Genomic DNA, 25,070 nt, shown 5'->3' with positions numbered 1-25,070 from the left:
CGTGCGTTAACCAAGGACTCTTATGTCTCGTCGTATCTCCCCCGTCATACCCGGCTTCGGGCTGACACTGGGCTACACCTTGGTGTACCTCAGTCTGATTGTGCTGATCCCGCTGGCTGCGATGTTCGTGCATGCCGCCCAACTGACCTGGGACCAGTTCTGGGCCATTATCACTGCCCCCCGGGTGCTGGCCGCCCTGCAACTGAGCTTTGGCACCGCCTTTGTCGCCGCCATTATCAACGGCGTGATCGGCACCGTGCTGGCCTGGGTGCTGGTGCGCTATACCTTCCCCGGACGCAAGGTCATCGATGCCATGATCGACCTGCCGTTTGCCCTGCCGACTGCCGTGGCCGGTATCGCCCTGACAGCCCTGTACGCCCCCAACGGCTGGATCGGCCAGTTCGCCAACGACCTGGGTTTCAAGATTGCCTACACCCCGATGGGCATCACCCTGGCACTGACGTTCGTCACGCTGCCGTTTGTGGTGCGCACCGTGCAGCCAGTGCTGGCCGATATCCCCCGTGAAATCGAAGAAGCCGCTGCCTGCCTGGGCGCCAAGCCCCTGCAAGTGTTCCGCTACATCCTGGTGCCAGCCTTGCTGCCCGCCTGGTTGACCGGTTTTGCCCTGGCCTTTGCCCGCGGTGTGGGCGAGTACGGCTCGGTGATTTTTATCGCGGGTAACATGCCGTTCAAAACCGAAATCCTGCCGCTGCTGATCATGGTCAAGCTGGACCAGTACGACTACACCGGCGCCACGGCCATTGGCGTGATGATGCTGGTGGTTTCCTTCATTTTGCTGCTGATCATCAATTTGATTCAGCGTCGCATCGAAAAACCGTGAAGGAGGCCTGACCATGTCCAGCTCAACACAGAGCGCTTCATCCGTGGCCAATGCCGCCCGCCGTGGCAGCCCGCTGTCGCGGCGCCTGCTGATCGGCTTCGGCTGGTTGTTTTTCACCCTGTTCCTGCTGCTGCCGCTGCTGATCGTGGTGTCCCAGGGTTTGAAAATGGGGGTCGGTACTTTTTTCGACGCCATCCTCGAACCCGACGCCCTGTCGGCCCTCAAGCTGACCATTATCGCCGTGGTGATTTCGGTGCCACTGAACGTGGTCTTCGGCGTCAGCGCGGCCTGGTGCGTGAGCAAGTACAGCTTTCGCGGCAAGAGCATCCTGGTCACCCTGATCGACCTGCCGTTTTCGGTCTCACCGGTGATCGCCGGTCTGGTCTACGTGCTGATGTTTGGCGCGCAGGGCTTTCTCGGTCCGTGGTTGCAGGACCACGACATCCAGATCGTATTCGCCTTGCCGGGTATCGTGCTGGCCACCATCTTCGTGACCGTGCCCTTTGTGGCCCGGGAACTGATCCCGCTGATGCAGGAGCAGGGCACTCAGGAAGAGGAGGCCGCACGCCTGCTGGGCGCCAATGGCTGGCAAATGTTCTGGCACGTGACCGTACCCAATATCAAATGGGGCCTGATCTACGGCGTGGTGCTGTGTACTGCGCGGGCGATGGGTGAGTTCGGTGCGGTGTCGGTGGTTTCCGGGCACATTCGCGGGGTGACCAACACCCTGCCGCTGCACGTCGAGATTCTCTACAACGAATACAACCACGTTGCCGCCTTCGCCGTGGCCACCCTGTTGCTGATCCTGGCGCTCTTCATCCTGCTGCTCAAGCAGTGGAGCGAATCCCGTATTAACCGCCTGCGCGCCAGCGCCGCGGAGGAATAAACCATGTCGATCGAAGTCCGTAACGTCAGCAAGAACTTCAATGCCTTCAAGGCCCTGAACAGCATCAATCTGGACATTCATAGCGGTGAGCTGGTGGCCCTGCTCGGCCCGTCGGGCTGCGGCAAGACCACTTTGCTGCGCATTATCGCCGGCCTCGAAACCCCGGACCAAGGCAACATCGTGTTCCACGGTGAAGACGTTTCGGGTCACGACGTGCGTGATCGCAACGTCGGTTTTGTATTCCAGCATTACGCCTTGTTCCGCCATATGACGGTGTTCGACAACGTGGCGTTCGGCCTGCGCATGAAGCCGAAAAAAGAGCGCCCGAGCGAAACCCGCATTGCCGAAAAAGTCCATGAACTGCTGAACATGGTGCAACTGGACTGGTTATCGGATCGCTACCCTGAGCAGCTGTCAGGCGGTCAGCGTCAGCGTATCGCCCTGGCCCGAGCATTGGCCGTCGAACCCAAGGTACTGCTGCTGGACGAGCCGTTTGGTGCGTTGGACGCCAAGGTGCGTAAAGAACTGCGCCGCTGGCTGGCGCGCCTGCACGAAGATATCAACCTGACCTCCGTGTTCGTGACCCATGACCAGGAAGAAGCGATGGAAGTCGCCGACCGTATCGTGGTGATGAACAAGGGTGTAATCGAGCAGATCGGCTCACCGGGCGAAGTTTATGAAAACCCGGCCAGCGACTTTGTGTATCACTTCCTGGGTGACTCCAACCGCCTGCATATCGGTGAGGACCAGCATGTGCTGTTCCGTCCGCATGAAGTGTCACTGTCGCGTCACGAGATCGAAGACCATCATGCTGCAGAGGTGCGTGACATTCGCCCATTGGGTGCAACCACCCGGGTGACATTGAAGGTTGAAGGGCAGAGCGAGTTGATCGAAGTGGAAGTGGTCAAGGACCATGACAGCCTGACCGATCTGGCGCGGGGCGAGACGTTGTTCTTCAAGCCCAAGGTGTGGCAGAAGGCTTAAAAGCACGAGCGCCCTCACCCCAACCCTCTCCCGGAGGGAGAGGGGGCTTGATCTATGGCGTTGCGTGAATCTGCTTTTGACTTCAGTCCCCTCTCCCTCCGGGAGAGGGTGAGGGGCTGTTGATCTTCAGGGCTTTTTCAGTTTCGGATTAGGAAAAAACTGCACCGCCTGCACCTTGGGATCCGGTGCTTTTTTCAGCGCTGACGTATTGACCCGCGTACCCAACTCCTTGGGCACCGACAAACCCTGTTCATTCAACGTATCCGAATAACCGCAGGCCACGCATTCGCGGTGCGGCACTTCGTCTTCGTTCCACATCATCAACTTGTCAGGTTCGCTGCACGCCGGGCAGACAGCCCCGGCGATAAAGCGTTTTTTGCTCACGTTCACCGGTGCATCACTCATGCTGCCGAGTCCTCGGTCAGGCCGCTGTGACGCAACAGGGCGTCAATCGACGGCTCACGGCCACGGAAGTCCTTGAACAGCTCCATCGGGGCCTTCGAGCCGCCACGGGCCAGGATCGCCTGGCGGAACGCTTTGCCGGTGTGCGGGTTGAACACGCCTTCTTCTTCAAAACGCGAGAACGCATCGGCCGACAGCACTTCTGCCCACTTGTAGCTGTAGTAACCCGCGGCGTAACCGCCGGCGAAAATATGCGCAAAGCTGTTCGGGAAGCGATTGTAGGCAGGCGGACGCATCACCGAAACTTCGTCGCGGATGCCGTCAAGCACCTGCGCAACGCTGCGACCGTCACCGTGGGTGGCGTGCAGTTCGAAGTCAAACAACGAGAACTCCAGCTGACGAATCATCATCAGCCCGGACTGGAAGTTCTTGGCTGCGAGCATTTTATCCAGCAGGTCTTTTGGCAGTGCTTCGCCGGTTTCGTAGTGGCTGGAAATCAGCGCCAGGCCTTCAGGTTCCCAGCACCAGTTCTCCATGAACTGGCTCGGCAGTTCGACCGCATCCCAGGCTACGCCGTTGATGCCCGACACACCCGCGTGTTCGATCTCGGTCAGCATATGGTGCAAGCCGTGGCCGAATTCGTGGAACAGGGTGGTCACTTCGTCGTGGGTCAGCAGTGCAGGCTTGCCCGCAACGGCTGGAGTGAAGTTGCACACCAGGTTGGCCACCGGGCTTTGCAGCTTGCCGGCTGCGGTGCGGCGACGGTCGCGAGCACCGTCCATCCAGGCACCGCCACGCTTGTTGGCGCGGGCATAGAGGTCGAAGAAGAAGCGCCCGACGTGCTGGCCGTTTTCCTTGATTTCGAACAGGCGAACATCCGGGTGCCAGGTATCGAAACCTTTGATTTCGGCAATTTCGATGCCGTACAGGCGCTGGACAATGGCGAACAGCCCGCCCAGTACCTTGTCGATCGGGAAGTAGGCGCGCAGGGCTTCTTGCGACACGCTGTAGCGCTGCTCACGCAGTTTTTCGCCAAAGAAGCCGGTGTCCCAGCTTTTCAGCTCAGGGGTACCTTGCTCGCTGGCGTAGGCTTGCAGTTGCTCAAGGTCGCGGGCAGCGAACGGCTTGCTGCGCTTGGCCAGGTCACGCAGGAAGGTCAGCACCTGATCCGGTGTCTCGGCCATTTTGGTGGCCAGGCTCAGTTCGGCGAAGCTGGCAAAACCCAGCAGCTTGGCCAGCTCCTGGCGCAGGTCGAGAATTTCTTCCATCACCGGGCCGTTGTCGAACTTGCCGGCATTCGGGCCCTGGTCCGAGGCGCGGGTGCAGTAAGCCGCGTAGACTTCTTCGCGCAGGGCGCGGTCTTCGGCGTAGGTCATCACCGGGAAGTAGCTGGGGAACTCGAGGCTGATCAGCCAGCCGTCCAGGCCCTTGGCCTGTGCGGCAGCCGCCATTTGCGCCTTGGCCGAGTCGGTCAGGCCCGCCAGTGCTGTTTCGTCGGTGATGTGCTTGGTCCAGGCCTGGGTGGCGTCCAGCAACTGGTTGGAGAACTTGCTGCCCAACTCGGAAAGCTTGCTTTGTACCTCGGCGTAACGCTTTTGCTCGGCCTCCGGCAGGTCGATACCCGACAGGCGGAAGTCGCGCAGCGAATGCTCAAGAATGGTTTTCTGGGCCTGGTCGAAGTCGCCGACTTGCGGGCTGTGGGCCAGGGCTTCAAAGGCCTGGAACAGTTCGCGGTTCTGGCCCATCTCGGTGGAGTAAGCGCTCAATGCCGGCAGGCAGGCCTCATAGGCTTCACGCAGCTCTGCGCTGTTGCACACCGCGTTAAGGTGGCTGACCGGGCTCCAGGCCGCGCCCAGCCGGTCGTTCAACTCATCCATCGCCAATACCAGGCCTGCCCATGTCGGGTTCTGGCCCTGATCCTTGAGGATGGCTTTAATGCCGGCACGGTTGTCGGCGAGGATCTGCTCGATGGCCGGCTGTACGTGCTCAGGACGGATCGCCGAGAACGGCGGCAGGTCATAGGGCTGCAATAGAGGGTTGTTCTCGCTCACGTTTGGCACCTTGGCTGGAAGAAACATTGGCTCATCTTAATTACAATCGACGCTGACCGCAGCATTGCAACGCCCTATTACGGCTAAAGAAGGAAGCTATTTGTGTCCATTCGTCCATTCCAGCAGCACACACCGACCTTGGGCGAGCGTGCCTTTGTCGATCGCTCGGCGGTGGTGATCGGTGACGTCGAAATCGGCGCCGACAGTTCCATCTGGCCACTGACCGTGATTCGCGGCGATATGCACCGCATCCGCATCGGTGCGCGCACCAGCGTGCAGGACGGTTGCGTACTCCACATCACCCACGCCGGGCCCTTCAACCCTGAAGGCTTCCCGCTGCTGATCGGTGATGACGTGACCATCGCCCACAAAGTCATGTTGCACGGCTGTAACGTGGGCAGCCGCATCCTGATCGGCATGGGTAGCATCGTGATGGACGGCGCCGTGATTGAAGACGACGTGATCGTCGGTGCGGGCAGTCTGGTGCCGCCGGGCAAACGCCTGGCCAGCGGCTTTCTGTATGTGGGCAGCCCGGTGAAGCAAGTGCGCGAATTGACCGAAAAAGAAAAGGCCTTCTTTACCTACAGTGCCGGCAATTACGTCAAGCTCAAGGACCAGCACTTGGCCGAAGGCTACGACCAGCCCGTTTAAGCCCCCTTTTTGGAGCCCTGCATGCATTACCAGAACGTATTGTTCGACCTCGATGGCACCCTGACCGACCCACGGGAAGGGATCACCCGCTCGATCCAGTTCGGTTTGAGCAAACTGGGCATTGATGAGCCAGACCTGAGCAAGCTCGAGCACTTTATCGGCCCGCCGCTGCTGCAACAGTTCATGGCCAGTTATGGCTTCGACGAGGCGAAGGCGTGGGAAGCGATGGGCTTTTACCGCGAGCGTTTTGCCGTGACCGGGCTGTACGAAAACGAAGTGTTCGAGGGTGTCACTCCCTTGCTGGAAGAGCTGGTTGCACAGGGCCGCCAACTGTTTATCGCTACCTCAAAGCCGCATATCTATGCCCGCGAAATTGCCCGCCACTTTGATTTCGCCAGGCACTTCAAGGTGATCTACGGTAGCGAGCTGGACGGTACCCGCACCAACAAGGTTGAGCTGATTGCCCATCTGGTCAACGAACAAGGACTGGACCCGGCGCAAACCCTGATGATCGGTGATCGCAAGCACGACCTGATCGGTGCCCGCGACAACGGCATGGACGCAGCGGCGGTGGGCTATGGCTTTGGCAGCTTTGAAGAGCTGAACTCGTTTGCACCCAAGTACCACTTCGAAACCCTGGCGCAGTTGCATCAGGCGTTCAAACACTGACCTGCCCTTGTGGGAGCGGGCTTGCCCGCGATGGCCACGACGCGGTGACTCTTTCACCCTGCGGTGGCTTAATCGCGAGCAAGCCCGCTCCCACAATGCGCTAACCGGCGCGCAGTTCGATCTCCCGACGCAAATCCTCGCGCCAGCCCAGCAAAAAACCCAATTCCACCACCACAAACAGCGGCCCGACGATCAGCCCGGTGACGTCATCGATAAACGCCGGCTTGCGCCCCTCGTAGTAGTGCCCGACAAACTGGAACACCCAGCCCACCACAAACAGCCCAATGCCCCAGCCCAGCCAGGCAGCGGTGCCCAAACCTGCCAGCGCGTGCCCCAGCCACACCGTCAAAGCCAGCAGCAGCGTCATCAACAACCCCAGGCGCAATTCAAGGCGCAGGTAAAACACGGCACTGGCCAGCATCACCAGCACTGCCGGTGAAATACCCATCCATTGCGGGCGCGACAGCAGCGTTGCAACGGCAATCACGATCAGCGGGATGCCCACGAAATGCGTGGCGATATTGTGCGGGTCGCGGTGATAGGCAGCATATTGGCTCAAATGGTCGACCAGGCTTTTCATGGTGCAGAACCCTCAAGTTTTTATTTTTAGTTATAAACAAATAGCTTCTTATTCCTTAGCGAATCTAAAAACCGTCCCTATACTGACTCGGTAACACACATACCGCTGGAGGCGCACACCCATGGGCAACGATTCGATTCGCTATTTGATAGTGCCGGGCTGGCAAGGTTCGTCCGACGATCATTGGCAAACCCACTGGCAAAACAGCTTGCCGAACAGTGCTCGGGTGGAGCAGGCCGACTGGCTGACGCCCCGCCGCGAAGACTGGATCGCCGCCCTGGCCGAAGCCATTGCTGCCGACAGCACCCCCGTGATCCTGATCGCCCACAGCCTGGGTTGCATTACCGTAGCCCATTGGGCCGAGCGTGCGCCAGAAAGCCTGTTAAACCAAGTGCGCGGCGCGTTGCTGGTGGCCCCGGCAGACGTCGAGCGCCCGGCCTGTGCGCCGGCCTTGCGCAACTTTGCCCCGATCCCGACCCGGTCGTTGCCTTTTCCAAGCCACATCGTCAGCTCGGATAACGATGGTGCTGTCAGCGCGCCACGGGCTATGGAATTTGCCCGTCAATGGGGCGCCGAGATCGGCATCATCAGCGGCGCCGGGCATATCAACGTTAAATCCGGACACCAGCGCTGGGAGCAAGGCTTCGCCTTTTTATACCGCCTGCAAACCCGTATCGAGCACGGCGCCCTGCGTCGCGCGTGAATTCCTGTAACGCCCGCGCCCACCCTCCGGCGGCGGGCGGGAGCCTGCCATGAGCCTGCATGAAACCTTCGGTCAGCCGCTGCTGACCTTTCCTGACGCGGAAAAAAGCCCGCTGAGCATTCGCGCCAAAGCGCTGGTGTTTGTCGACCCCCGCTCGCGCCAATTACGCAACGATCTGGAGCTGCTCGCGCCGCGCGCCTTGCCCGTGCTGATTCGTGGTGAAACCGGCAGCGGCAAAGAGCTGCTCGCTCGACATATCCACCGCGCCAGTGACCGCACCGGCCTGTTTGTGTCAGTCAATTGCGGTGCCATCAGCCCCACTTACGCTGACGCCGAGCTGTTTGGCTATGCCGCCGGAACACACAGCAGTTCGGCCAGCAGCCGCGCCGGGTGGTTTGGTTCGGCCAATGGCGGGACTCTTTATCTGGACGAAATCGGCGACTTGCCGTGGGCAATCCAGACCAAGCTGCTGGCGGCCCTGGAAACCCACGAAGTCACCCGTGTGGGCGCCCATCAACCGAGCCCGGTGGACGTGCGCCTGGTGGCGGCCACCAGTATCGATCTGGCGCAGGCGGTGGCTGCCGGAAAATTCCACGAGCGGCTGTATCACTACCTCAGCGAAGGGCGGCTGGACTTGCCCGCGTTGCGCGAGCGGCCGGGGGACATCCTTTCGCTGGCCGAATATTTCCTGGGCATTTACAGCCAGCGCCTGAACCTGCCCGTGCCGTTTATCAGCGACAGAGCCCAGCGGGTACTTGAGCGCCACAGCTGGCCGGGCAATACCCGTGAGCTGGAAAACGTGATTCATTTTGCATTACTGGTGAGCACCGGCGAGGAGATCCAGCCCGAGCACTTGAACCTGCCTGACGCTCTGAGCCAGATCGAGCTGTTTATAAAAGGCGCCACGGCACAGGAGTTGGCGGCGATCAGGCAGTTGTTGCCTTGACCCTGTGGGAGCGGGCTTGCCCGCGATGGCAGCGACGCGGTGTATCTGTCACACCACGGCGTTCCTATCGCGGGCAAGCCCGCTCCCAAAAAAACTCAAGTGAACAAAATGGCATAAGAAGCTGAATAAATATTATTGTTCTGGAATAAAGAAACTCGGTATTGTCCGCTTCGTCTTCCAGGAAAACCGTCATACGAACGGTCACACACATAAGGGTATCGCATGAAAAAGGTTCTGTTGTTTACCGCATTGGCGGCTGCTTTGACTGCAGGCCTGGCACAGGCTGGCGAAAAACTGGTGGTTGCCGCTACGCCGGTGCCTCACGCCGAAATCCTTGAGCTGATCAAACCAACCCTCGCCAAAGAAGGCGTGGATCTGGAAATCAAAGTGTTCACCGACTACGTGCAACCTAACGTGCAAGTGGCCGAAAAACACCTGGACGCCAACTACTTCCAGACCCTTCCATACCTGGAAAGCTTCAATAAAGGCAAAGGCACCAACCTGACCACCGTGATCGGTGTTCACGTTGAACCCTTCGGTGGCTACTCGAAGAAAGTCAAAAACCTGTCCGAGCTTAAAGACGGCGCAACCATCGCTATCCCTAACGAAGGCAGCAACAGCGGCCGTGCCCTGATTCTGCTGCAAAAGGCCGGTCTGATCGAACTCAAAGACCCGACCAACGCTGTGTCGACCCCGAAGGACATCGCCAAGAACCCGCACAACTTCAAGTTCAAGGAACTTGAGTCCGCACTGCTGCCACGGGTGCTGGACCAGGTTGACCTGGACATGATCAACACCAACTACGCGCTGGAAGCAGGCCTGAACCCGGCCACTGACGCGCTGATCATCGAAGGTGCTGATTCGCCATACGTGAACTTCCTGGTTGCCCGCCCTGACAACAAGGACAGCGTCGCAATCCAGAAGCTGGCCAAGGCCCTGACCAGCCCTGAAGTAAAAGCCTTTATTGCTGAAAAATACAAAGGTGCGGTACTGCCAGCGTTCTGATTACACGCCAGGCTACTGAAAACGCCGACGGCTTTTATAGCGTCGGCGTTTTTATTTGTCGGGCCAATACCAGGCGGGCTGGTCCAGCATGCGTTGGCCGACCACTTCTGTCTGGCCAAGGTTTTTTTCCAGCACGATGCAGTTGCACTCAGGGTCTTGTTGCAGGGCGGCGATCAGACGCCGGGCATGGGATACCACCCACACCTGCGAGTGCTGCGAAGCACTGATGATCAGCCGCGCCAGCGCGGGCAACAAGTCGGGGTGCAGGCTGGTTTCCGGTTCGTTGAGCACCATCATGCTCGGCGGACGCGGGGTCAGCAAAGCCGCAACCAGCAGCAGATAGCGCAAGGTACCGTCCGAGAGCTCGGCGGCAGACAACGGGCGCAGCAGCCCCTCTTGATAAAACTCGATATAAAAATGCCCGCCGGGCACACATTCGATTTCCAGCCGTGCGCCAGGGAATGCATCGCTGATCGCGGCATGCAAGGCTTCAGGGTTGCCGACCTCAAGGATTGTTTGCAACGCAGCGGCCAGATCACGGCCATCATGATGCAGCACCGGCGTGCGCGTGCCCAGTTGTGGTTGGCGCACAGGCGCGTCGGGGTCAGTGCGAAAGTGATCGTAAAAACGCCAGCCACGGATGGACTCGCGCAACTGCAACACTTCAGGGGATGCCTGCAAGCTGCCGACCTGATCGAACAGGCTGTCGAAAAGCGGCGTGTGCTGTGCCAACACCTGCCAGTTGCGGCCGTCACGGGCGCGGATCATGGGGCCTTTACGTTCAACCAGCTCGCTGGCCGGGCGGTAAAAAGGCCCTGCCCAGAGGCTCTCATGCTTGATCTGCGGGTCGAGGTTGAACTGCGTGCGTCCGGGTATCGGCAAGCCCAGGGCGATGGCGTAGCTGAAGTCTTCTCCGGCAAAACCAAGGCGCAGGCGCTTGGCTTCCTGGCGCACGCTGGCGTTGACATCAACCTCGCCCAGCTTCATGCGGCGGGAGATCACCTCAGGCCCGGCCCAGAACGTCGAGCTCAGGCCGCCTTCACGGGCCAGGGCATTGACCACACCCCCCTGGGCGGTTTCGGCCAACAAGCGCAGGGCGCGATAAAGGTTGGATTTGCCACTGCCATTGGGGCCGGTGATCAGATTCAGCCGGGCCAGGGGCACCACCAACTGATTGATGGAACGGTAGTTGGCCACGGCCAGGGTGGTGAGCATGGGGTGACCTCATTTCGTGAAACTGATAGGCGGTAATAGAGTCCCACAGACGCTGAACACTGTTCTACGCTATCAACCGTATCCGCATGTTAAACGGCATCACGCAAAGGAGCTTGCATGGCTGGTCCACTGAACACGGGCATTTTGGGCTTGAGCCTGTTGGCGCTTCTCACCGCGTGCGGCAAGGAGGGCCCCAAAGAGCCTCTGTCCCCCCGGGTGTATGTGCAACAGGTGAGTACCCGTGAGTTCGCCCCACCGATCCAGCTCAGCGGTGATATTCAGGCCCGGGTCGAAACCCAGCTGTCATTCCGGGTGGGTGGCAAGATTATCGAGCGCAAGGTGGATGTAGGTGACCATATCCAGGCCCATCAGGTGCTGGCCCGTCTCGACCCCAAAGACCTGAAGATCCAGGTCGAGACCACCCAGGCCAGCGTTAACGCGCAACAGGCGCAAGTGGTGCAAACCCGCGCAGCGTTTGTGCGTCAGCAAAAGCTGCTGCCAAAGGGCTACACCAGCCAAAGCGAATACGATGCTGCCAATGCCGCCCAACTGAGCGCCAAAAGTGCCCTGGCAGCGGCCCAGGCGCAATTGGCCAACGCCCGCGAACAACTGAGTTACAGCAACCTGGAGGCCGAGGCACCGGGCATCATCACCGCGCGCCAGGCCGAAGTCGGGCAGGTGGTACAAGCCACCATGCCGATTTTTACCCTGGCCCGCGATGGCGCACGGGATGCCGTGTTCAACGTGTATGAATCGCTGTTTATCGAACCGCCCAAAGACCCCACGGTACAGGTCACGCTGCTGAGCGATCCGACAATCAAGGTCAACGGCCAGATCCGTGAAATCACTCCCACGGTTGCGGCACAAAGCGGTACGTTGCAGATCAAGGTGCAGCTCGACGCCTTGCCCAAGGGCATGGACCTGGGCTCGATTGTCAGTGTCAACCTGACCCCGCCGCCCAGCGCCAGCATTGAACTGCCATGGTCGGCCCTGACCAAGGACATCAGCGAGCCCGCCGTATGGATCGCCGACGAGCAAAGCAATGTACGCCTGCAACGGGTCAAGGTCGGGCGCTACCTGACCGGCAGCGTGATTGTCAGCGAAGGCCTCAAGGATGGAGAAAAAGTCGTGGTTGCAGGGGGGCAGTTGTTACACCCGGGCATGAAAGTTGAAATCGTCCCCGCACCGGCCGAAGGGGTGCAGCTATGAGGCGTTTATGGATGATGCCGCTGGCTGCTGCAATGCTGATGGGCTGCTCGGAGAAACAGCCGCCGGAACCCGTTCGCCCGGCGCTGTATGTGATTGCCCGGCCCGAGCTGGTTCAGGATCTGGGCCGCTTTGCTGGGAGTATCGAAGCTCGTTATGAAAGCACCCTGGGCTTTCGTGTTCCGGGGCGCATCGTGCGCCGTTATTACGATGTGGGTGCGGTGGTGAAACAGGGTGACATTCTGGCCAACCTCGACCCCACCGATCAGCAAAACCAGCTGCGTGCGGCCCAGGGTGATCTGGCCAAGGTACAGGCACAATTGATCAACGCCAGGGCCAATGCCCGTCGTCAGCAAGAGCTGTTCGACCGTGGTGTGGGCGCCCAGGCCCAACTGGACACCGCGCAAGCCGACCTCAAGACCACACAGGCTTCGATGCAGCAGGCGCAGGCTGCGGTCAATCAGGCTCAGGACCAGCTCAGCTACTGCAACCTGCGCGCCGACCATGATGCCGTGATTACCCAATGGCATGCCGAGGCCGGGCAAGTGGTGAGCATTGGCCAGGAAGTGGTCACACTGGCCCGCCCTGAAATCAAGGAGGCGGTCATCGACCTCCCGGGTCCGTTGGCCGAAGCACTGCCCAAAGGTATCGAATTCCTCGTCGCCGGCCAGCTCGACCCGACTATCAACACCCGCGCCCATGTCCGCGAAATCGCCCCGCAAGCCGACAGCGCCACCCGCACCCGGCGCACCCGCCTGACACTGGACCAGACGCCGGCGGCATTCCGTCTTGGCAGCTCGGTGAGCGTGACCGTCAGCAGCCCGACGGCCGAGCACTTCCAGCTGCCGCTCACTGCCCTGCAGGAAGTCGACGGCCACAGCCGCGTATGGATCATTGACAGCGCCACTCAAACCGTCAGCCCGCGTGACGTCAGCGTACTGCGTCGCGACGCCCGCAACGTGCTGTTGTCGGGTGGTATCAAAACCGGCGACAGGGTGGTCAGTGCAGGTGTGTACAGCCTCACCCCCGGGCAGAAAGTCAGACTCGATAAGGAAAGCTCGCAATGAATGGGAAGTTCAACCTGTCCGAGTGGGCCCTGAAGCATCAGTCATTTGTGTGGTATTTGATGTTTGTCGCGGTGGTCGCCGGGATTTTTTCATACATCAATCTGGGGCGCGCTGAAGACCCGTCCTTCGCCATCAAAACCATGGTCATCCAGTCCAAATGGCCCGGTGCTACGGTCGACGAAACCCGCCTGCAAATCACCGATCGCATCGAGAAAAAGCTTGAGGAGCTGGATTCTCTCGACTACGTGCAAAGTTACACCCGGCCCGGTGAGTCGACGGTGTTTGTGTTCCTCAAGGACACCACCAAAGCCGATGCCATCCCGCATATCTGGTATGAGGTGCGCAAAAAGATCGGCGACATTCGCGGCGACTTTCCCCAGGGCATTCAAGGCCCGGGGTTCGACGATGAGTTCGGTGATGTCTATGGCACCATTTTCGCCTTCACCGGCGACGGCTTCACCATGCGTCAGCTGCGCGACTATGTAGAGCAAGTGCGCACCGGCATTCGCGATGTACCCAATCGCGGCAAGGTGATGACCATCGGTGAACAGGACGAAACTTTCTACCTGGATTTCTCGACTCGCAAACTGGCAGCTTTGGGCCTCGACCAACAGCACATTCTGGAAAGCCTGCAAGAGCAGAACGCCGTCACTCCCGCCGGGGTAATCGAGGCCGGGCCGGAGCGCATGTCGGTACGCACCTCGGGGCAGTTCCACAGCGTTGAGGATCTGGCCGCCGTGAATCTGCGGGTCAACGACCGTTTTTACCGCCTGGCCGACATTGCCGAAATCACCCGTGGCTATGTCGACCCCGCGGCCCCCATGTTCCATTACAACGGCAAGCCGGCCATTGGTCTGGCAATCGCCATGATTGATGGTGGCAACATTCAGGAGTTCGGCAAGCAACTACAGCAGCGCATCGACGACCTGACCGCGCAGTTACCGGTAGGTGTTGGCGTGCATATGGTGTCCGATCAGGCGCAAGTGGTCGAGGAGGCTGTCAGCGGCTTCACCAGCGCCCTGTTTGAGGCGGTGGTGATTGTACTGGCGGTGAGTTTCATCAGCCTGGGCCTGCGCGCCGGTCTGGTGGTGGCGATCTCGATCCCGTTGGTGCTGGCGCTGGTGTTCGTGTTTATGGAATTTACCGGCATCGCCATGCAGCGCGTGTCGCTGGGTGCGCTGATCATCGCCCTGGGCCTGCTGGTGGACGATGCGATGATCACGGTGGAGATGATGATCACCCGGCTGGAACTTGGGGAAACCAAGGAGCAGGCGGCGACCTTTGCCTATCATTCCACGGCGTTCCCGATGCTCACCGGGACACTGGTGACCGTGGCAGGCTTTGTGCCCATCGGCCTTAACAACAGCTCGGCGGGGGAGTACACCTTCACCCTGTTCGCGGTGATTGCCGTGGCAATGCTGGTGTCGTGGGTGGTGGCCGTGCTGTTCGCGCCGGTGCTGGGCGTGCATATCCTCAGCGCCAAGGTCAAACCCAAGCCCGAGAAACCCGGGCGCCTGGCCCAGGCCTTCGACACCGCGCTGCTGTGGTGCATGCGTTATCGCTGGACGACCATTGGCGCGACAGTGCTGATGTTTGTACTGGCGGTGTTCGGCATGGGCCTGGTGCAGAACCAGTTTTTCCCGGCCTCTGACCGCCCCGAGATTCTGGTGGACCTGAACCTGCCGCAAAACGCCTCGATCCAGGAGACGCTCAAGGTCACCCAGCGTTTTGAAGAGTCGCTCAAGGGCGATGACGATATCGTGCGCTGGAGCTCGTACATCGGTGAAGGCGCGATCCGTTTCTACCTGCCGCTCGATCAGCAACTGCAAAACCCTTTCTATGCCCAGTTGGTGATTGTCAGCAAAGGCCTGGAAAGCCGTGATGCCCTGATCGAACGGCTCAACAAACGCTTGCGCGAGGACTTTGTGGGGGTGGGCAGCTTCGTGCACACCCTGGAACTGGGGCCGCCGGTGGGCCAGCCGCTGCAATATCGGGTCAGCGGGCCGAATATCGACCTGGTGCGCAAGTACTCGATCGACCTGGCCTCGGTGCTCGACGCCAACCCCAATGTCGGTGAAACCATCTTCAACTGGAACGAGCCCGGCAAGGTGCTGCGTATCGACATTGCCCAGGACAAGGCCCGCCAGTTCGGGCTGTCATCCGAAGACGTGGCCCATGTGATGAACAGCATCGTCAGCGGTGCCGCCGTCAGCCAGGTCAAGGACAACATTTACCTGATCAATATCGTCGGGCGGGCCAACAGCAACGAGCGCGGTACCCCGGAAACCCTGCTCAACCTGCAGATCACCACCCCCAGCGGCACCTCGATCCCGCTATTGGCCTTTGCCACGGTGCGCTACGAGCTGGAGCAGCCGCTGATCTGGAGCCGTGACCGGATCCCCACCCTGACCCTCAAGGCCTCGGTGCGCGGCTCGATGCAACCGACCGATCTGGTCAAGGTGCTCAAGCCCGAAGTCGACAAGTTTGCCGCCAACCTGCCTGAAGGCTACAACGTGCAAACCGGCGGCACGGTAGAACAAAGCGCCAAGGCCCAGGGCCCGATCGCCAAAGTCGTGCCGTTGATGCTGTTCTTGATGGCAACCTTCCTGATGATCCAGCTGCAAAGCGTGCACAAGATGTTCCTGGTGGTGAGTGTCGCGCCGCTGGGGCTGATCGGTGTGGTGCTGGCGCTGGTGCCCACCGGCACGCCGATGGGCTTTGTGGCGATCCTGGGGATTCTGGCGCTGGTGGGCATCATCGTGCGTAACTCGGTGATCCTGGTGACCCAGATCGACCAGTACGAACGCGACGGCTTCGATCCGTGGCACGCGGTGATGCAAGCCACCCAGCATCGTCGTCGGCCAATTCTGCTGACCGCGGCAGCGGCCAGCCTGGGCATGATTCCGATTGCCCGGGACGTGTTCTGGGGGCCGATGGCCTACGCCATGATCGGCGGCATTCTATCGGCCACCTTGCTCACGCTGTTGTTTTTGCCAGCGCTGTATGTGGCTTCGTACAAGATCAAGGAGAACAAGAACCCGCCGCCAGAACATGCGTAACCCAGTGGGAGCGGGCTTGCTCGTGATTCGGACGACGTGGTCTGACAGACACACCGCGTCGATCCCATCGCGAGCAAGCCCGCTCCTACAGCAGGGTGATTAGTGTGAATTTACGAATGCCGGTATCAAGACAGCGGTCTTTAATTGAAGGGAGGTGTGAACCTGGTTTCAACCCTCTCCGCAGGGAGAGGGTTGGGGGGAGGGGCTTTGGGCTCTTGCTTCGGGCGTTTTTAACGCTGCGCCTGCCCCTGCTGCATCACCCACTGCACCACTTGTGGCATCAGCACATCACTGGCCTGGCCAAAACCTGCGACCACGCCTGGTACCATCGGGTTGCTCAGCGGCTGGCGCGTCTCAAAGCGTTTGGAAGCAATCACCCGCTGATCGCTGCTGCGTACCAGGCGGGCGTTGTACTGGATCAGCACTTCCGGGCTTTTGCCGTTGTAGTGGGTCTGAAACGCCAACAATTCGCCCCCCAGTTCGTAATCGGACTGCAAGTTGCTGTCATCGGTGCTCAAGCCCTGGATCCTGCCATCCTGCAAGAAGGCCTCAAGCAGACGGTTGCGCAACAGCACCGGGGCCGTATCGCTCCAGCGGGCACCTTTGTAGTTACTGATCAGGTTGCCCTCAGGCACCACCACGATGTTCTGGCTGTTCAACGCGCCAGTGGTCATCGGCTTTTCCAGACGCAATGACCACTTCACTGGCGTACTCTGGCTGACGGCCATGGGTGCTTGCGCCGCCGGCAGCCGATACACGTCGACTATCTCGGGTTTGGGCAAAATCGAGCAGGCGCTGAGCAGGCTCAGGCCAGTAGCAAGGGCGATGGAACCTGCCAGGCGATAGGTGCGCTTCATGGGGTGAATTCCTTGTTCTGCTCGCGGCCCAGCAAGTAACCGCTTGGATTGGATTCCAGGCGCCGTGAGATCGAGCGCAATGTGCCAAGGGTTTCGCGCAGTTCATTGACTGCAGGGCCGAGCTGATTCAGCCCCTGCAGGCCGCTGTTGAGCGAGTCCTCATTGTTGTTGATCAGTTTGTTGATCGTCGCCGTGCTCTGCTGCAGCGAGTTCATGGCCTGCTCGGCGCTGTTGAACATCTGTTTGCCTTCGGTGCTCAACAGGCCGTTGGCGTTGCGCATCAGCACGTTGGTTTGCTCAAGCGTGACGCTGGCCTGTTTGCCGACCTGGGCCAGCTGTTTCAATGTTTGGCTGATATCGCCGCGCTGACCGGCAATGGCCGTAGTGGTTTGCTCAAGGTTGTCCAGGGTCTTGCTGACACGGTTGACGTTGTCTTCGGAGAACAACGCATTGGCGTTATGCAGCAGCATATTGACGTTGGCCATCACGTCAGAGCCGTCGGTGAGCAGGCGGGCAATGGGCGAGGGCGAAGCCACGATTTCCGGCAGCTTGCCGTCCTTGCCCTTGAGGGGCGGGCTGTTGGGGTCACCGCCACTGAGCTGGATGATCGAAGTCCCGGTCACGCCGGTCAGCGCCAGCTTGGCCTTGGTGTCGACCTTGACCGGGGTGTTGGCCGCCAGACGAATGCGCGCCAGTACCCGGCGCGGGTCCTTGTCGTCCAGGCGCAGTTCGATCACGTCGCCGACCTTGATCCCGTTGTATTGCACCGAGCTGCCTTTGGACAGGCCGCTGACGGCTTCGTTGAACACCACTTCGTAATCCTTGAACGTGCTGTCCATGCTCGCCTTGGCCAGCCACAGGCCAAACAGCATGGCCCCGACGACAATCAGGACGCTGAACAGGCCGATCAATACATGATGGGCACGGGTTTCCATGTCATTGCTCCTTGAGGTGGGTTGCCGCTTCGTACGCGGCGCGGCCACGGGGGCCATGGAAATAGTCATGAATCCACGGGTCGTCGTAGTCTTCGACCTCAGTGATGGGTGCCGCCACCAGCACCCGTTTTTGCGACAGCACCGCCACCCGGTCAGTGATGGTGTACAGCGTGTCGAGATCGTGGGTGACCAGGAACACGCTTAACCCCAGCGCATCGCGCAGTGTCAGGATAAGTTGGTCAAAGGCCGCCGCGCCGATCGGATCCAGCCCAGCGGTGGGTTCGTCCAGAAACAGGATGTCCGGGTCCAGCGCCAGCGCCCGGGCCAGCGCTGCGCGCTTGACCATGCCACCGGACAGTGAAGACGGGTACTTGTCTGCTGCCGACAGGGGCAATCCCGACAGCGCCAGCTTGACGCACGCCAGGTGCTCGGCATCAGGCCGGCTCAGGCCGGCGTGCTCGATCAGGGGCAGGGCGATGTTCTCTTTTACCGTCAGTGAAGAAAACAGCGCGCCCATCTGAAACAGCACACCAAAGCGCCGCTCGATCATCGAGCGCGCCTGTTCATCAAGGCTCATCAAGTCCTGGCCAAACACCCGGACCTGCCCTTCAGTGGGCCGACGCAAACCGACAATACTGCGCAGCAGCACGGATTTGCCGGTGCCGGAGCCGCCGACCACGCCGAGAATCTCACCTTTGTACACATCTAGGTCGAGGTGTTCATGCACGGTCTGGCTACCAAAGCGGTTGCACAGGTCACGCACCTCGATCACGGTCTCGCCGGGTTTGCGCAGGGACGTACTCACCAGCCCATCTCCATAAAGAACAACGCGGCCACGGCGTCGAGGACGATCACGATAAAGATCGACTGGACCACGCTGGACGTGGTGTGGGCGCCCACCGACTCGGCGCTGCCGCTGACTTTAAAGCCTTCAAGGCAGCCCACCGCGGCAATCAGGAAGGCAAAGAACGGCGCTTTGACCATGCCCACCAAAAAGTGCTGCACGCCGATATCCGAGTGCAGCAGCGAAATAAACATGTCCGGCGAGATACCCAGGGACACCACGCAGACCACGGCACCGCCGAGGATGCCCGCCATCATGGCCATGAATGTCAGCAGCGGCAGGGAAATCAACAGCGCCAGCACCCGTGGCAACACCAGCAAGTCCATCGGATCGAGGCCCAGGGTGCGGATCGCGTCAATTTCTTCGTTGGCCTTCATCGAGCCGATTTGCGCGGTAAAGGCACTGGCCGTGCGCCCGGCCAGAAGGATGGCGGTGAGCAACACGCCAAATTCACGCAGGAAGGAAAACGCCACCAGGTCAACGGTAAAAATCCCCGCACCAAAGTTGGCCAGTACCGTGGCACCGAGAAACGCCACTACGGCGCCCACCATAAAGGTCAGCAACACCACGATCGGCGCGGCGTTAAGACCGATCTGCTCGATATGCGCCACCACCGGGGTGATGCGCCATTGTTTGGGTCGAAACAGGTTGCGCGCCAGGGTCTGCAGGATCAGGCCGATAAACCCCAGCAGTTGCAGGGAGTCTTGCCACAGCTTGTAGACCGCGCTGCCGATGCGGCTGAGCAAGAGGATGCCGACGTTCTGTTCCTGGGCTGCGACCGGCACGCAAAAATCACGCATCGAGGAATAGACCGTTTGCAGCAAGGCGCGGTCGGCGGCGGGGAGTTTTTGGGCGGTGTCGGTCAACTGGCTGACGCGCTCTGCCCCCAGCAGCTCCACCAGCAGCGAAGCCCCGGCCGTATCGATGCTGGACACGTCGTCCAGGTTGATGGCGGTCTGGGCATCGTACTTGCCGACCAGTTGTTCGGTCTGCTGCTTGAGGCGTGTGTAATGGGCAAGCGTCCAGTCGCCGCTGATCAGCAGTCGCGCCGGATTACCGGAAGTGTCTAGTTGGGCATTGCCCGCCATGGCCGTAATAGTCTTAAGCTCCCAGCTCGGTACGTTTGAACGCAGACCTTATGTAATAGCACAATCCGGCAAAAGTGCTTCAGTTTGCCTTAACAACCGCAGGCGCAGATTGATCCAGGTTAACCCTGAAGCGCAAAACGCCGATCAGTTGCCCATCCTCGGTCAACACCCGGACTTGCCAGCGACCCACCGGGTCCGGTGGGAAATTCTGCTTGTGGGTCCAGGCGCGATAACCCTCTTTGCGCCCGCCATGAATATCCAGGGCGATGCGGTCGACCTCCTGGCCGTTGAGTTGCCACACATGGTAAATCCGCTCATTCAAACCCCGGGGCGCATTGATCGAGGTATAGGCGTACAGGCCACGACTGCGCAGCTCGCTGACGCTGATGTGCTTGATGCTCTCGCCCGGCGTGCGGTCCTGCAACTGGGTGGTGACGGCCACTTCGGTCATCCACAGCGTAGCTGGTGGCACCCAGGATCGCAGCAGCCAGCCGGTGCCGCCCAGGGCCAGGACTATCAAGGGCAATACCAGCCAGCCACGCCAGGTTTTCAGCGGCAGGCTCACGGCCAGGCTGGGAATTGACAGCAGCACGGCGGTGCCCAGCGCCAGTTTGTAGCTCTCGGAGGTGGTGAGGTTGAGGATGATCGGCAACGCCGTCAGCATGGCCGCGAACAGGGCCAGGGTGTGCAGGGCCAGAAACAGCCAGCGCCGGGGGGCCAGCCATTTGTAATACAGCGGGTCAGTGATGGCGATCAGTGCGCACACGCCCAGAAGTCCGGTAAAGACCAGTTGGCCACTGTTCCAGGTGGTGGTGATAAAGAAAAATGGCAGGACGAAAAAAAAACTTTCCTGGTGGATCATCTGGGTGGCATAGCGCAGCAGCGGTTCAGGTATTTCGCGCTTGAACACCCGGCTGAACAGCCGGGTGAAGGTGTTTTCCAGCATCAACCAGACCCAGCTCACCAGCAGGATCACCGCAATCCAGCGGGCCATGCCTTGCTGGCGGTCCACCAGAATGAAACTGCCCACCCCCGAGCAAAAGCCAAACGCCGCGATCAGCCCTGGATAGCGCTTCATCAACTCAAGGATGCGCTGTAGGTAGTGGTTCCAGTCTGGCATTTGGCAGTTCACATTCTGTAAGGGGAAAACCTGGACAGAATAGCGTTTTAGGCGCTCCGCGTCCGGCACGATTGAAGGGCCAAGGCCTGCATCGGCGCCCTGCAATCAATGCCCGTGGCTTCTGCCCACATGGCTGGGCTCGCCTTCCGGCGGGCTGACCGAGCCGCTGACTTCCAGCTGCTGCAAAATCCCGCAATGCTCCCCGTCCGGCCCCTCGCCACACTTTTGCCGCAGGTCGAGCAATTGCGCCTGCAGGGCCAGCAAACTGTCGACCCGCGCCTTGACGTGATGAATATGTTCGTCGATCAGCGCATTCACGCTTTCGCACTGGTCCTGGGGGCTGTCACGCAGGTTGAGCAGGCTGCGGATTTCTTCCAGGGTCATGTCCAGGCTGCGGCAATTGCGGATAAACGTCAGCCGCTCAACATGGGCCTGGGTGTACAAACGGTAGTTGCCTTCACTGCGCGCAGGCTCTGGCAGCAGCCCTTCGCGTTCGTAATAACGGATGGTTTCGACCTGACAGTCGGTCAATTTCGCCAGTTCGCCAATTTTCATCAAGCAGATCTCCAAAAGGATGCTTGACCCTATAGTGGCTACAGGGTCTTTACTTGGCAACAGGCACCTTTCCCGGACGCAATCTGATGAGCGATTCCATTCACGCACCGAACAAGCATGATCACGATCACGATCACGATCACGATCACGATCACGATCACGAACATGGGCATGGCGACACGCACGCTCACGCCCATAGCTGCTGCCCTGGCGCAGCGGGACCGAGCGTCGTCAAGCTGGCCGCCGCGGCCACTGCGGGCGCGCGCCTGAGCAGCTTTCGCATTGAAGCGATGGACTGCCCCACCGAGCAGACCCTGATCCAGAACAAGCTGGGCAAGCTGGCGGGTGTGCAGCAACTGGAATTCAACCTCATCAACCGGGTATTGGGCGTGACCCACGACCTGCCGTCCGTCGGGCCGATTGTCGACGCAATCAAATCCCTCGGCATGCACGCCGAGCCCATCAATTCCGGTGCGGATGCGGCCCCGCCTGCACTGCCTGCGAAAAAACACTGGTGGCCTCTGGCCGTTGCCGGTGCGGGCGCGTTGGCGGCTGAAGTGCTGCACTTTACCGATGCTGCACCCACCTGGGTGATTGCGCTGGTGGCGCTGGTGTCGATCCTCAGCGGCGGCCTGACCACCTATAAAAAGGGCTGGATCGCCCTGAAAAACCTCAACCTGAACATCAATGCACTGATGAGCATCGCCGTGACGGGGGCCGTGCTGATCGGCCAATGGCCGGAAGCGGCGATGGTGATGTTCCTGTTTACTGTGGCCGAGCTGATCGAAGCCAAATCCCTCGATCGTGCGCGCAATGCCATCAGTGGCTTGATGCAAATGGCGCCGGACAAGGCCACCGTGCAGCAGGCGGATGGCAGCTGGATTGAGCTTGAGGTCAAAGACATCGCCCTGGGCAGCCTGGTCAGGGTACGGCCGGGCGAGCGTATCGGCCTGGACGGTGAAGTGGTAGCGGGCAACTCCACAGTCGATCAGGCGCCGATCACCGGTGAAAGCCTGCCTGTCGAGAAAGCGCTGGGCGACAAAGTCTTCGCGGGCACCATCAACCAGTCCGGCGCCCTGGAATACCGGGTGACGGCAGCGGCCAACAACTCGACCCTGGCGCGGATCATTCACGCTGTAGAGCAGGCCCAGGGCGCCCGGGCACCGACCCAGCGTTTCGTCGACAGCTTCGCGAAAATCTATACCCCGCTGGTGTTTGCCTTTGCCCTGGCAGTGGCGGTGATCCCGCCGTTGTTTATGGGCGGCGTATGGTTTGACTGGATCTACCGTGCGCTGGTGTTACTGGTGGTGGCGTGCCCTTGTGCGCTGGTGATTTCGACGCCGGTAACCATCGTCAGCGGCCTGGCGGCTGCGGCCCGCAAGGGGATTTTGGTCAAGGGCGGGGTGTACCTGGAAGGCGGCCACAAGCTCGACTTCCTGGCCCTGGACAAGACCGGCACCATCACCCACGGCAAACCGGTGCAAACCGATTACCTGCCCCTTGATCCGCTGGTCACTGACAGCGCGGTGCTGTTGGCCGCCAGCCTTGCAAGCCGTTCCGATCATCCGGTGTCGCTGGCTGTGGCTAATGCTGCTGTGGATAAGAATCTGCCTTTGAGTGCTGTGGATAACTTCACCGCGCTGGCGGGACGCGGAGTGCGTGGCGAAATCGACGGCAAGCTCTACCACCTGGGCAATCACCGCCTGGTTGAAGAATTGGGCCTGTGCTCTCCTGAACTCGAGACAGAGCTGTTTGCGCTGGAAGAACAGGGCAAAACCGTGATCTTGCTGTGCGACAGCGCAGGCCCGCTGGCGCTGTTCGCCGTGGCAGACACAGTCAAGCAAACCAGCCGTGAAGCGATCCGCGAGTTGCATGAGTTGGGCATCAAGACCCTGATGCTGACCGGCGATAATCCTCACACGGCCAACGCCATTGCCGCCCAGGTCGGTATCGACGAAGCCCAGGGCAACCTGCTCCCGGAAGACAAGCTCAAGGCGATCGAAGCGCTGTATGCCAAGGGCCATCATGTAGGCATGGTGGGCGACGGCATTAATGACGCTCCGGCCCTGGCCCGTGCCGAGATCGGTTTTGCCATGGCCGCGGCAGGTACGGATACCGCGATCGAGACCGCCGATGTTGCCCTGATGGACGACGATCTGCGCAAGATACCGGCTTTTATTCGCCTGTCACGGCAGACCTCCAGCATCCTGAAACAGAACATTGCCTTGGCATTGGTCATCAAGGCGATCTTTCTTGCGGTAACCTTCCTCGGTTTGGCCACCATGTGGATGGCCGTGTTTGCCGACATGGGCGTCAGCCTGTTGGTGGTGTTCAACGGTTTGCGCCTGTTGCGCAAATAGATCAAGAGGGGCTGTTGTGCTGAGTGCCGAGCTGAAAGCGTTTTACCGGGTGGCCCAACTGGGCAGCATTACTCAGGCCGCCAAAAAGCTCGGGCTGAGCCAGCCGACTGTGACCACGCAAATCCGCAACCTCGAAAGCCAGTACGGTGTAGAGCTGTTTTACCGTGGCGGCCGGCGCCTGACCCTCAGCGATGACGGCGTACGCCTGCTGCCGATGGTCAAGGCGTTGCTGCAGCAAGAAGCCGATATCGAATTCTTTTTGCGCAACAGCGGCCAGGGCACCGGCATGCTGCGCATTGCCGCGACCGCGCCGTATTACATCCTGGATCTGGTCAAAGCCTTTCGCGAACGCTTGCCGCAGATCGAGGTGGCGGTGGATATCGGCAACTCCCAGCAGGTGCTGGAGGCACTGGACGAATACCGGGTCGATATCGCGGCTTCCTCACAACTGGTGGAAGACCCGCGCCTGATCCGCCGCGTCCTGGGTGCCGATCCGCTGGTGCTGGCGGTGCATCGCAATCACCCATTGGCCAAGCTAGAGCATGTACCGCTCAGTGCGCTGGCCGGGCATTGCTTGTTGATGCGTGAGCAAGGTTCGACCACGCGCCAGTTGACCGAAGACCTGCTGGCCAATGCCGGGGTGAGTTTTGGTCCGCTGCTGGAAATTGGCAGCCGGGAGTCGATCCGCGAAGCGGTGCTGCGCAATATCGGCATCAGCATCATCGCTCGCCAGGAAGTACCTCATGACCCGCAGTTACGGGTACTGACCCTTGAGAATGCGCCAGTGATCCATGAGTACCTGTACTGCCTCAAAGAGCGAAAAGCCGCGCGTTTGCCGGCGGCGTTTCTGGGGCTGGCGCAGGAAATGGCCCCGGCCTGACCACAACCACTGTGGGAGCGGGCTTGCTCGCGATGCAGACGATGCGGTTTGTCAGGCAAAACGCGGTAAGGCCATCGCGAGCAAGCCCGCTCCCACAATGACCCTGCACCCATACCCAAATCCACCAATACCACTATCGGGTGCTTTGGCCTTGCTGCCACATCTT

Annotated in this window: 23 protein-coding genes; 13 read left to right on the top strand and 10 right to left on the bottom strand. The window is 60.3% G+C overall.

What is annotated here, in order from left to right; genetic code table 11:
* The first annotated feature begins 22 nt into the window (after positions 1-22).
* The 3 genes from cysT to PPTH39_RS15775 are packed head-to-tail and all read left to right on the top strand — an operon-like array spanning position 23 to position 2,711.
* The gene (gene cysT, locus PPTH39_RS15785; RefSeq protein WP_095017851.1) at positions 23-841 is read left to right on the top strand and encodes a sulfate ABC transporter permease subunit CysT; all 819 of its coding nucleotides are present in this window, start codon (positions 23-25) and stop codon (positions 839-841) included.
* A 13-nt stretch (positions 842-854) separates the two neighbouring features.
* A complete protein-coding gene (gene cysW, locus PPTH39_RS15780; protein WP_094999757.1) occupies positions 855-1,727 on the top strand; it encodes a sulfate ABC transporter permease subunit CysW in 873 nt (290 codons plus the stop codon).
* A 3-nt stretch (positions 1,728-1,730) separates the two neighbouring features.
* Entirely contained in the window at positions 1,731-2,711 is a 981-nt protein-coding gene (locus PPTH39_RS15775) for a sulfate/molybdate ABC transporter ATP-binding protein (RefSeq protein ID WP_095023191.1), read from the top strand.
* Positions 2,712-2,837: 126 nt separating this feature from the next.
* Here PPTH39_RS15775 and PPTH39_RS15770 read toward each other — a convergent pair whose 3' ends face one another.
* Both PPTH39_RS15770 and prlC read right to left on the bottom strand, forming a co-directional pair.
* On the bottom strand, positions 2,838-3,116 hold the full coding sequence (locus PPTH39_RS15770) for a YheV family putative zinc ribbon protein (RefSeq protein ID WP_094999759.1): 279 nt from the start codon (positions 3,114-3,116) through the stop codon (positions 2,838-2,840).
* Positions 3,113-5,191 (bottom strand): oligopeptidase A, encoded by a 2,079-nt coding sequence (gene prlC / locus PPTH39_RS15765; RefSeq protein WP_165446527.1) that lies wholly within the window; start codon positions 5,189-5,191, stop codon positions 3,113-3,115. The genes PPTH39_RS15770 and prlC overlap by 4 nt, the downstream gene beginning before the upstream one ends.
* Before the next feature lie 75 nt (positions 5,192-5,266).
* Here prlC and PPTH39_RS15760 point away from each other — a divergent pair, with 75 nt between their 5' ends.
* Both PPTH39_RS15760 and PPTH39_RS15755 read left to right on the top strand, forming a co-directional pair.
* Positions 5,267-5,815, top strand: coding sequence for a gamma carbonic anhydrase family protein (locus PPTH39_RS15760; protein WP_094999760.1), 549 nt, complete (start codon positions 5,267-5,269; stop codon positions 5,813-5,815).
* A gap of 21 nt (positions 5,816-5,836) precedes the next feature.
* Entirely contained in the window at positions 5,837-6,484 is a 648-nt protein-coding gene (locus PPTH39_RS15755; protein ID WP_095024863.1) for an HAD family hydrolase, read from the top strand.
* A 100-nt stretch (positions 6,485-6,584) separates the two neighbouring features.
* Here PPTH39_RS15755 and PPTH39_RS15750 read toward each other — a convergent pair whose 3' ends face one another.
* Entirely contained in the window at positions 6,585-7,064 is a 480-nt protein-coding gene (locus PPTH39_RS15750; RefSeq protein ID WP_130872176.1) for an Mpo1 family 2-hydroxy fatty acid dioxygenase, read from the bottom strand.
* A 121-nt stretch (positions 7,065-7,185) separates the two neighbouring features.
* Here PPTH39_RS15750 and PPTH39_RS15745 point away from each other — a divergent pair, with 121 nt between their 5' ends.
* The 3 genes from PPTH39_RS15745 (at position 7,186) to PPTH39_RS15735 (ending at position 9,718) form a co-directional block, all read left to right on the top strand.
* Positions 7,186-7,767, top strand: coding sequence for an alpha/beta hydrolase (locus tag PPTH39_RS15745; RefSeq protein WP_094999763.1), 582 nt, complete (start codon positions 7,186-7,188; stop codon positions 7,765-7,767).
* A 49-nt stretch (positions 7,768-7,816) separates the two neighbouring features.
* On the top strand, positions 7,817-8,713 hold the full coding sequence (locus tag PPTH39_RS15740) for a sigma 54-interacting transcriptional regulator (RefSeq protein ID WP_094999764.1): 897 nt from the start codon (positions 7,817-7,819) through the stop codon (positions 8,711-8,713).
* A 222-nt stretch (positions 8,714-8,935) separates the two neighbouring features.
* A complete protein-coding gene (locus tag PPTH39_RS15735) occupies positions 8,936-9,718 on the top strand; it encodes a MetQ/NlpA family ABC transporter substrate-binding protein (RefSeq protein WP_095017848.1) in 783 nt (260 codons plus the stop codon).
* A 51-nt stretch (positions 9,719-9,769) separates the two neighbouring features.
* On the opposite strand, the gene PPTH39_RS15730 is transcribed toward PPTH39_RS15735, so the two are convergent.
* The gene (locus tag PPTH39_RS15730; protein WP_095020495.1) at positions 9,770-10,933 is read right to left on the bottom strand and encodes an AAA family ATPase; all 1,164 of its coding nucleotides are present in this window, start codon (positions 10,931-10,933) and stop codon (positions 9,770-9,772) included.
* 117 nt (positions 10,934-11,050) lie between these two features.
* On the opposite strand from PPTH39_RS15730, the gene PPTH39_RS15725 reads away from it, so the two are divergent.
* The 3 genes from PPTH39_RS15725 to PPTH39_RS15715 are packed head-to-tail and all read left to right on the top strand — an operon-like array spanning position 11,051 to position 16,265.
* Positions 11,051-12,142 carry an efflux RND transporter periplasmic adaptor subunit gene (locus PPTH39_RS15725; protein ID WP_130872175.1) on the top strand — a complete coding sequence of 364 codons (1,092 nt, stop codon included), beginning with the start codon at positions 11,051-11,053 and terminating at the stop codon, positions 12,140-12,142.
* Positions 12,139-13,206, top strand: coding sequence for an efflux RND transporter periplasmic adaptor subunit (locus PPTH39_RS15720; protein WP_094999768.1), 1,068 nt, complete (start codon positions 12,139-12,141; stop codon positions 13,204-13,206). Before PPTH39_RS15725 ends, PPTH39_RS15720 begins: the two co-directional genes overlap by 4 nt.
* Positions 13,203-16,265 (top strand): efflux RND transporter permease subunit, encoded by a 3,063-nt coding sequence (locus PPTH39_RS15715; RefSeq protein ID WP_094999769.1) that lies wholly within the window; start codon positions 13,203-13,205, stop codon positions 16,263-16,265. The genes PPTH39_RS15720 and PPTH39_RS15715 overlap by 4 nt, the downstream gene beginning before the upstream one ends.
* A 230-nt stretch (positions 16,266-16,495) precedes the next feature.
* Here PPTH39_RS15715 and PPTH39_RS15710 read toward each other — a convergent pair whose 3' ends face one another.
* The 6 genes from PPTH39_RS15710 to cadR form a co-directional block, all read right to left on the bottom strand.
* Positions 16,496-17,122, bottom strand: a complete 627-nt coding sequence (locus PPTH39_RS15710) for an ABC-type transport auxiliary lipoprotein family protein (RefSeq protein ID WP_094999770.1) — start codon at positions 17,120-17,122, stop codon at positions 16,496-16,498.
* Complete coding sequence (locus PPTH39_RS15705) at positions 17,119-18,057, bottom strand: MlaD family protein (RefSeq protein ID WP_094999771.1); 939 nt, start codon at positions 18,055-18,057, stop codon at positions 17,119-17,121. The genes PPTH39_RS15710 and PPTH39_RS15705 overlap by 4 nt, the downstream gene beginning before the upstream one ends.
* A 1-nt stretch (position 18,058) precedes the next feature.
* Positions 18,059-18,850 (bottom strand): ABC transporter ATP-binding protein, encoded by a 792-nt coding sequence (locus tag PPTH39_RS15700; RefSeq protein WP_153326752.1) that lies wholly within the window; start codon positions 18,848-18,850, stop codon positions 18,059-18,061.
* An 8-nt stretch (positions 18,851-18,858) separates the two neighbouring features.
* Positions 18,859-19,989, bottom strand: a complete 1,131-nt coding sequence (locus tag PPTH39_RS15695) for an ABC transporter permease (RefSeq protein ID WP_094999773.1) — start codon at positions 19,987-19,989, stop codon at positions 18,859-18,861.
* Between the two features lie 79 nt (positions 19,990-20,068).
* Positions 20,069-21,109, bottom strand: a complete 1,041-nt coding sequence (locus PPTH39_RS15690) for a DUF5924 family protein (RefSeq protein WP_094999774.1) — start codon at positions 21,107-21,109, stop codon at positions 20,069-20,071.
* 105 nt (positions 21,110-21,214) lie between these two features.
* Positions 21,215-21,664, bottom strand: coding sequence for a Cd(II)/Pb(II)-responsive transcriptional regulator (gene cadR / locus PPTH39_RS15685; protein ID WP_094999775.1), 450 nt, complete (start codon positions 21,662-21,664; stop codon positions 21,215-21,217).
* 86 nt (positions 21,665-21,750) lie between these two features.
* Between cadR and PPTH39_RS15680 the strand changes: the two genes are divergently transcribed.
* Entirely contained in the window at positions 21,751-24,024 is a 2,274-nt protein-coding gene (locus tag PPTH39_RS15680) for a heavy metal translocating P-type ATPase (protein WP_130872174.1), read from the top strand.
* A gap of 16 nt (positions 24,025-24,040) precedes the next feature.
* The gene (locus PPTH39_RS15675) at positions 24,041-24,904 is read left to right on the top strand and encodes a LysR family transcriptional regulator (RefSeq protein ID WP_095017842.1); all 864 of its coding nucleotides are present in this window, start codon (positions 24,041-24,043) and stop codon (positions 24,902-24,904) included.
* The last annotated feature ends 166 nt before the right edge of the window (positions 24,905-25,070 follow it).

It is taken from the genome of Pseudomonas bubulae, from assembly GCF_900618535.1.
In the GTDB taxonomy this organism is placed as follows: Bacteria; Pseudomonadota; Gammaproteobacteria; order Pseudomonadales; family Pseudomonadaceae; genus Aquipseudomonas; species Aquipseudomonas bubulae.
The sequence above is the reverse complement of the archived record's forward strand: the minus strand, read 5'-3'. Positions and strand labels throughout refer to the sequence as shown.